7 protein-coding genes are annotated in these 7,999 nt (G+C 60.7%); 1 reads left to right on the forward strand and 6 read right to left on the reverse strand.

Annotated features, from left to right (window positions below; all coding sequences use genetic code 11):
* Positions 1-47 precede the first annotated feature (47 nt).
* The 5 genes from QMB98_RS02025 to pheS are packed head-to-tail and all read right to left on the reverse strand — an operon-like array spanning position 48 to position 6,325.
* The gene (locus QMB98_RS02025) at positions 48-809 is read right to left on the reverse strand and encodes an SDR family NAD(P)-dependent oxidoreductase (RefSeq protein ID WP_371683975.1); all 762 of its coding nucleotides are present in this window, start codon (positions 807-809) and stop codon (positions 48-50) included.
* Positions 806-1,960, reverse strand: coding sequence for a glutamate--cysteine ligase (locus QMB98_RS02030; protein WP_371683976.1), 1,155 nt, complete (start codon positions 1,958-1,960; stop codon positions 806-808). The genes QMB98_RS02025 and QMB98_RS02030 overlap by 4 nt, the downstream gene beginning before the upstream one ends.
* A 2-nt stretch (positions 1,961-1,962) precedes the next feature.
* On the reverse strand, positions 1,963-2,682 hold the full coding sequence (locus QMB98_RS02035) for a gamma-glutamyl-gamma-aminobutyrate hydrolase family protein (protein WP_371683977.1): 720 nt from the start codon (positions 2,680-2,682) through the stop codon (positions 1,963-1,965).
* A complete protein-coding gene (pheT, locus tag QMB98_RS02040; RefSeq protein ID WP_371683978.1) occupies positions 2,679-5,240 on the reverse strand; it encodes a phenylalanine--tRNA ligase subunit beta in 2,562 nt (853 codons plus the stop codon). Before pheT ends, QMB98_RS02035 begins: the two co-directional genes overlap by 4 nt.
* A 2-nt stretch (positions 5,241-5,242) precedes the next feature.
* Complete coding sequence (gene pheS, locus QMB98_RS02045) at positions 5,243-6,325, reverse strand: phenylalanine--tRNA ligase subunit alpha (RefSeq protein ID WP_371683979.1); 1,083 nt, start codon at positions 6,323-6,325, stop codon at positions 5,243-5,245.
* A 407-nt stretch (positions 6,326-6,732) separates the two neighbouring features.
* On the opposite strand from pheS, the gene QMB98_RS02050 reads away from it, so the two are divergent.
* Positions 6,733-6,942 carry a CsbD family protein gene (locus tag QMB98_RS02050; RefSeq protein ID WP_371683980.1) on the forward strand — a complete coding sequence of 70 codons (210 nt, stop codon included), beginning with the start codon at positions 6,733-6,735 and terminating at the stop codon, positions 6,940-6,942.
* 119 nt (positions 6,943-7,061) lie between these two features.
* On the opposite strand, the gene QMB98_RS02055 is transcribed toward QMB98_RS02050, so the two are convergent.
* Positions 7,062-7,814, reverse strand: coding sequence for a hypothetical protein (locus tag QMB98_RS02055; protein ID WP_371683981.1), 753 nt, complete (start codon positions 7,812-7,814; stop codon positions 7,062-7,064).
* Positions 7,815-7,999: the final 185 nt, after the last annotated feature.

A 7,999-nucleotide genomic window follows, 5' to 3' on the forward strand; every position in this document is an offset into this window, starting at 1 on the left:
GCCATGAGGTTTTACTTCAAGCAGTGCGGCTACGCTCGCACGAGAACCTAGTCGTTCCATCCCGTGAGGCGGAGCTTGCGTTCCGCGTTGGTGATGCCGCGCTGGGCACGCTCGAGAAGGTCGGGAAGCTTGTCGACTCCTGCCCGTAGCTGAGTACCCGCCAGGGCATCGAGCTCGCCGTGGGAGATCGCGGAGATGATGCCCGAAACTTCTGCGGGATCCGTCCACTCGGTGCGGTCATTGTGCATGCTCATGGCGTTCGTCATGTCGGTCTGAACCACTCCGGGGGCGACCTCGAATACCTTGATGCCGTGCTGAATGCCGGCCTCGTGGAAGGAGCCACCCAGGCGAAGCAGGGCCGTCTTTGACACCCAGTAGTCTGCGGAATCGCCGCGGTCGGTCACGGCTGCGCCTGAGGACAGATCGACGATGTAGCCGCCCCTGCCCAGCATGGACTTGGCCGCGGACGAGTTGAGGATGAAGGGGGCGTAGACATTGGTTGTCATCGTGTCGACGAACTCGGCGGTGCTGATCTCCCACGGCGGGCGAAGCTCCGTGCCAGACACGCCAGCGTTGTTTACGATCATGTCCAGGTCCCCGACCTCTTCGGCAAGAGCAGTTGCGCCCTCGATCGTGAGTTCAGCGCCGTGGAGAACGACCTCGGCTCCCTTGGCTGCGCAGGCCTCACCTGTTTCCTTCAGTGCTTCGACTGTGCGAGCGTGAAGGTGGATGGTGCGGCCGGGTTCGGCAAGAGCACGTACAATGTGACGTCCGATTCCGCGGGAGGCTCCGGTGACGAGAATTCTCAACGAGGTCCCTTTCTTTGGGGTGAGGTGTAGGCCGGAGGGAGGGGCTTGTCTTCCCTCATCTCCGAGCGCATGTGTTCAACAACAGCATCGAGGGAACCCTCGTTCCTGTTCGCTACCTCGAGGAAACGCTGGTAGGCGGCGCCGATCTCGAGGATGTCGTAGATGCCGGAGAGTTCGTCTTGGCAGTTGAGCTTCGCGGCCGTGGGTTCGAGGGTGCGGAGCAGCTGCTTGACCGTGTCACCCACGTGTTCCTCGTTGCCCTTATCGTCAACGATGAGGATCGCGTCCATCCCGTACCTCGACGAACGCCACTTGTTCTCGTTGACGAACCACTCCGGGATGGTCGGGATTTCCCTGCCCTCGTCCAGTTCCGTCGAGAAGTAGTCGACGAGGCAGTGAATGAGAGCGGCAATGGCCTGAAGCTCGTGAATGTTCGTGTTCGCATCGCACACGCGTGTCTCGAGAGTGCCCCAGCCCGGGGAGGGCCGAATATCCCACCGCACCTCGTTGAAGTCTTCAATGACTCCGGTCTTCTGCAGGTCGTGGGTGAAACTCTCCAGTTCCTCCCACTCAGCAAATTGGCGGGGTGTGCCCGCGGTCGGGAGCTGCTGAAACACCATGGCGCGGTTGGAGGCGTATTTCGTGTGCTCACCAGCCCAGTACGGCGAGGAAGAGGACAGTGCCTGAATGTGGAAGCCGCGTGTCAGCATCGCCCTCATGATCGGCAGGACCTTGTCCCGCTTATCGATACCCACGTGCACGTGGGTGCCGAACAGAAGCATCTGACGACCCCAGTACTGGGTGCGATTGACGAGTTCCGCGTAGCGCGACGAGTCCGTCACCCGCTGGTAGGCGGGATTCGCGAACGGGTGAGAGCCCGCGGTTGCAATGTCGATGCGGAGCGGATCCGTTACCCGACGGACCGCCTCGGCACCGATCCGAATGTCATCGATGCAGTCGGCGATGGAATGATGAACTCCCGAGGTAACCTCGATCGTGTTCATGAGCATCTCTTGCTGAATGAGCTTCTGATCCTTCAGCTGTTCCATCACGAATCCGGCTGCTTGCCGGAGGTCGTTTGAGTCTTGGTCAATGAGCTGAAGCTCCCACTCAATGCCGACGGTGGATTGGGCTGAACGGGAAAAGTCCATGGCTAGCTCCGATACTGGTCGATGAACCTACTGATAATGGTGTGATCAGTGTAAGCGGACAAGCATTCATCGAGAACTTGATTACGCTGGTCAGCCGCAAAATACGAGCCGCCGTATGCCTCGATGCGTACCTGGATGCCTTCCCTGCTGATTTCGGGATGGAACTGGGTGCCGTACACGTTCTTCCCCAAGCGGAGGATCTGAACGGGCACGAGAGCACTCGATGCCAGGACCGTGCCGATGTCGGGAACGAGTCCTACGGCCTCGCCGTGGCCGGCGTAGCTCTGGAAGATGCTTGGCACGCCGGAGATGAGCGGGTCGCGTCGACCCTCCTCCGTCAGTTCGATGTAGGGCGCGGAGATCCGCTCGGGATAGTCGCGGGTCAGCGTGCCACCGGCACGCTTCGCCAACATCTGCATCCCGAAGCAGATGCCCAGGGTCGGGAAGTCACGCGCAAGGATCTCGTCGCAGAGATCAGCGAGAACTTCCTCGGTCCTCACCTGGGTTGGGGGCTTTGCCTCCGGGGCGGTGAGGATGTTGTAGGGAGAGCCGGAGATGATGACCGCGCTGTAGTCGTCAAGTCGCGAGCGTGGTGCCGGCTGCTCCATGTGGAAGGGAACGAGCTCGCGCTCGCCCAGTCCCCCGAAGGCGCGCAGTTCCGATAGTTCGTTATCGGCTACGACACCCCCGGGGCGACTGACGAGGAACAGGACGGGCTTCACCGCAGTGTTGCTCCGACCGCCTTGGCTGCGCTCTTGACGATGCGCTTACGAGCGGCAGCGGTCTCCTCAGCGGTCAGCGTGTGATCGCTCCGGTACTGCAGCGCGTAGGCGAGGGACTTGGTGCCCTTCTCCAGCTGCTCACCCGTGTAAACATCGAAGAGGTGAACATCCTCGAGAATGTCGCCACCCGCCTCGCGGATGACCTTCTCGAGCTCGCCGGAGGTCACGTCGTTCGATACGACGAGAGCAATGTCTTCCTTCGCGGCAGGATGGGTCTTGACCGGGTTCACCCGGATCGGGTCGTCCCCGCGTGCCTCGTCGATCGCATCGGAGTTGATCTCGAAGGCAATGGAGCGGGCCGGGATCTCGAAGTGAGTGCACACCTTGGGTGCGAGCTCGCCTGCGTATCCAACGACCGTGTCGCCCGCCTGGATGCGTGCGCAGCGACCGGGGTGGAACGGCGCGCGCTGATCGGAGTGAATCTCCACCTCGAGTCCCAGCATCCGTGCCACGGACACAACGGACTCGATGGCGTCACGCCAGTCCCACTCGACCGGAGCGAAGCCCGCACCGGGTGCGTGCACCTGGGGTACCGCTACGCCAGCCACGTGGTAGGGCTGGGTCGGGATCGCGGAGTTCAGACCAGCGAGCTCCTCGTCGCTCGGGCGGACACCGCCGGGGAGCGGCGACTGCGGAACGATGCCCTTCGGGTTCGTCACGACACCGGCCTCGACAACGGCGATGCCGGAGTTCTGACGTGCCACATTGAGGGCCGCAGTGGACAGCAGGGTGTCGAGGATCGAGGTCCTCATGAGAGGCGTGTCGTCCTGGAGCGGGTTCTGGAGCTTGAGAGCAATCCTCCGCTCGTCGTCCTCTCCGATGAGCTGATCGTCGTGCGTCTTGGTGGAAATGAAGGGGTAGGACAGCACCTCGGTCCAGCCCATCTCGGCCAGGGTACGCATCGTGTCGCGGCGCCTGCGTTGGCGGGTCGTCAGACCGTGACCAACCGGTGCGGACGGCAGGATCGACTGGATCTCGTCGTAGCCGATGAGGCGTGCGATCTCCTCGACCAGGTGCGCGGGGCCAACGAGGTCGGGGCGCCAGGTCGGGGGCTGCACAACGAGCGGGAACTCTCCCTCAACGGTGCAACCGATCTGCTTGAGGATGGACACGACCTCGTCACGTGACGGCGTGAGCCCGGTCAGCCTCGTGACCTCTTCAGGGTTGAAGATGATCTCCGGGAACGGGGTGGTCTCGTTGAGGTCCGTGACTGCCTCACCAATGCTGCCGCCTCCGTACTCGACGAGCAGGTCAGCCACTCGCTGAGCCGCCACCGGGGGCAGCTCAGGATCGACTCCGCGCTCGAAGCGCTTTGACGCCTCGGACGGGAGACGGTGACGACGGGCCGTGCGAGCGATCGAGATCGAGTCGAAGTGTGCCGCCTCGATGAGAACGTTGACCGTGGAGTCGCTGATCTCCGTGGACTCGCCACCCATGACACCGGCAAGACCAAGGATCCTCGAACCTTCGGAATCGGTGATGAGGAGGTCCTCGGGATCGAGTGTGCGCTCAACATCGTCCAGGGTGGTGAGCTTCTCCCCCGCGTTCGCGCGACGCACAACAATCGGCAGGCTCATCTTGTCCAGGTCGTATGCGTGCAGCGGCTGACCAAGGTCAAGCATGACGTAGTTCGTGACATCCACGGCAAGGGAAATGGGGCGCATACCTGCCTCGGTGAGGCGGTCCGTCATCCACTTCGGGCTCTTCGCGTTGGGGTCGATGCCCGTGACAACGCGGGTCACGAAGCGGTCGCAACCAGCGACACCATTGATCGGTGCGGCATCGTCGACGCGTACGGCGGGCTCACCGTTCGGCGCGGGAATCGGTGCCGAGAGGCTCTCGGGTAGGCCCGGGTCCGTGAAGGCGGCACCGGTCGAGTGCGAATACTCGCGGGCAACACCGCGCATCGAGAAGCAGTAGCCGCGGTCAGGGGTCACGTTGATCTCAAGGGTTTCCTTGCCCAGGCCCAGGTACGGCATGACGTCCTCACCGGGTGCGGGGATCTCCGCGATCTTCTCCGAATCGCCTTCCTTGGCGAGAACGATGATGCCGGAGTGGTCGGATCCGAGCCCAAGCTCGGACACGGAACAGATCATGCCATCGGAGATGTGGCCGTAGGTCTTGCGAGCGGCGATCTGGAAGCCACCGGGCAGGCTCGCACCGGGCAGGCTGACTACGACGTAGTCGCCAGCCTCGAAGTTGTGGGCACCGCAGATGATTCCACGGGACGGCAACTCGGAGGTTTCCTTGCCCTCGCCGGGAGCATCGTTGTGCTCGCCTACGTCAACACGGCAGTAGTTGATGAGCTTGCCGTTCTTCTGCTCCTCCTTGACGAGGGTCAGAACCTTGCCGACTACGAGCGGGCCGGACACGTCACCGCGGTGGATTTCTTCCTCTTCGAGGCCAACCTTGACGAGGTCCTCCGCAAGGCGATCAGCGGTCAGGTCCTTAGGCGTCTCAACGTGGGCGGAGAGCCAATCAATGGGAATCAGTGGCATTGTTAGATGCTCCTTCCAGTTGTTGAGAACTGCTGAGAGAACCGGACATCGCCTTCAACGATGTCGCGCATGTCGGCGATGCCGTGGCGGAGCATGAGTGCGCGCTCCACTCCCATGCCGAACGCAAATCCGGAGTATTCATTGGGATCGATGCCTGCCGAGAGGAGGACATTGGGGTTGACCATGCCGCAGCCACCCCACTCGATCCAGCCTGGACCGCCCTTCTTCTGGGGGAACCAGATGTCGAGCTCAGCCGACGGCTCCGTGAACGGGAAGAAGGAGGGACGCAGGCGCGCCTTCGCATCCGGACCAAACAGGTGCTTGGCCAGGTGGTCCAGAACGCCCTTCAGGTGCTCCATCGTCAGACCCTTGTCGACGGCGAGGCCCTCGACCTGGTGGAAGACGGGAGTGTGGGTCGCATCGAGTGCATCGGTGCGGAACACCTTGCCCGGGGCGGCAGCGTACAGCGGAACGCCGCGCTTGAGCATCTCGTGTGCCTGCACGGGAGAAGTATGCGTACGGAGGATCAGTCCGTCCTGTTTTGCGACCTCACCCTTGTCCTCGACGCCATCAACATAGAACGTGTCCTGCATCTGCCGTGCCGGATGATCGGGGCCGAAGTTCAGCGCATCGAAGTTGAACCATTCGTGCTCGACCTCGGGACCTTCGGTAACATCCCAACCCATGGCGATAAAGAAGTCAGAGATATCTTCCATGATCACGGTAAGTGGGTGGCGTGCACCAAGGGGCGCACGACGGGTCGGGAGGGTGACGTCAACGGTCTCTTCGACGAGGATCCGTTCCTCAGCCTCAGCCTCGAGCCTGGCGGTTGCCTCGGCGAGTGCGGCCTGAATGGCCTTACGAGCACCACCCATGATCTTGCCGGCAATGGGCTTGTCTGCCTTGTCGAGTCCCTTAATGAGCTGATTGGCTTGGGTGATCGGTGCGCTGTCACCACTGTGCGCGAGCCGAGCAGTCTTGAGCTCATCAAACGTGGTGGATTGAGCAAATGCCTCCTGAGCTTCCGCTACGGCTTGCGCCACTCCCACTTCGTCGCGCGGGTCTAATCCCGGTGCTTCAGACATATCGGCCTTTCTCTTGAAACCTCCGTCTATCTTAACGAACCAACCTGCCCCTCCCCTCATTCGACCACCAACTGGCGATTTATTACACGAGGCCCATCCTCTTGACCACACAACTGGGCCAGAGCAGGTGAGCGACCAGACCTTAGCGAAAGACATCTAGACGATAGAGCAAGACATTCTGACGCGACGAACTTCTGGTTCAGTGGTCGTTAGCGAACAGAGTGGGATTCACGGAGCTGGTTTCGGTGCTTCGACGTGGACGAAACCTTCCCAATCGGGTCCGGTACGTGCACGACCAGCGGAAATAAACGGCGTGTACTTTCCTATCGGCGTAAAAAGATGCGCTTCATTGCGATCTGAAGCACACTAGAGAACGTACTCATTCGCCAACAGAAGGGAGCCGAATCATGGGAATTGATGACAAGGCTAAGAACGAGTTTGAAGACGTTAGCGGCAAGGCCAAGGAAGGCTTTGGCAAGGCTACTGACAATGAGAAGCTCGAAGCTGAGGGCAAGGCCGATCAGCTGAGCGCCAAGGCCAAGAAGGCCGGCGAGTCGGTGAAGGAATTCGCCGAGAGCGCTGGCGACAAGGTCAAGGACATCTTCAAGAAGGACTAGTTCCTAGCTCTTCTTAGACCTTGGTGGCGGACAGATCATTCTGTCCGCCACCGCTTTATGTCCGCCAAAGCCTCTTCCAGTCTCACTGTCGATTGAGCCCAGTCGCACTGTCTATTGAACTAGAACGTCCACTCCCAGCCGCCCGGAACGCCCATCATCTCGTAGGTGATGATGCCGCTCGTGACCTCGCTGTCGATCACGACCTTTCCTTGTGCGGTAGTGCCGGGTGGAATCTCGTCCGGCAGCTTCTCAGCCCCGGTCAGGCACAGCGGTCCCGTGCCACCAGTGAAGCGTTGCGCCTCGCCGCCGCCGTCGGGATATATATCAATGTAATGGTGGCTGATCATGACGCTGTTCCACAGCTGAGTTTCCATGCGCTGCGAGGTCTCTACCTCAAAGGTGAGGGCAATATGGGTTCCGTACTTTGAGGGTTGTGCTTCCGGATTCGTGCATTGGACACCAACTTCAATGTCGGTCAGGATAAAGCCGGCCATCAACTCTTTCGGATCCGCGGGATCCTGGACCCCCGCCCTATCCCCCACGTCTTTCACGAGATAGCCGCGCTCGGAAATCTCCGGTCCTTCATCCTCCGGCTCGTCATCCTCGGCGACATCGCCAATGCCAGACACTCCACCATCGCCTTCGGCAGTTTCCTCTTTTTCATTTGGTTCCAGCTCGGAATCGGTCGAGTCATCTTCGCCCGTACTGGATGGCGATGAGGATGAGGATTCATCAGATCCTTCAGGTTCTTCCGCACCGGTTGTCAGCTCTGTGTCTTGTGCTCGTTCTTCAGAGTCACTTCCACTGCCTGAGGAGCAGGACGCAGCAAGGAATCCCACGCTCAATGCGGCAGCAAATTTACGAATCTTCACGGGCGCCTCCGAATAGGTTCGATGCGGTCTCTACGGTCCTTCACATGGCACTACCGAAATACGAGGTCACGAGCGCGTTCAAGCACGATCCGACAGGGATGATCGACGAAAAACTAAGGCAGACTTCGGACAGGCATTGGACTGTCCCAGACACTTATGAGTGCAAGAAATAAGAGCTGTGGGGC

The sequence above is a fragment of the Flaviflexus sp. genome (genome assembly GCF_041440645.1).
In the GTDB taxonomy this organism is placed as follows: domain Bacteria; phylum Actinomycetota; class Actinomycetes; order Actinomycetales; family Actinomycetaceae; genus Flaviflexus.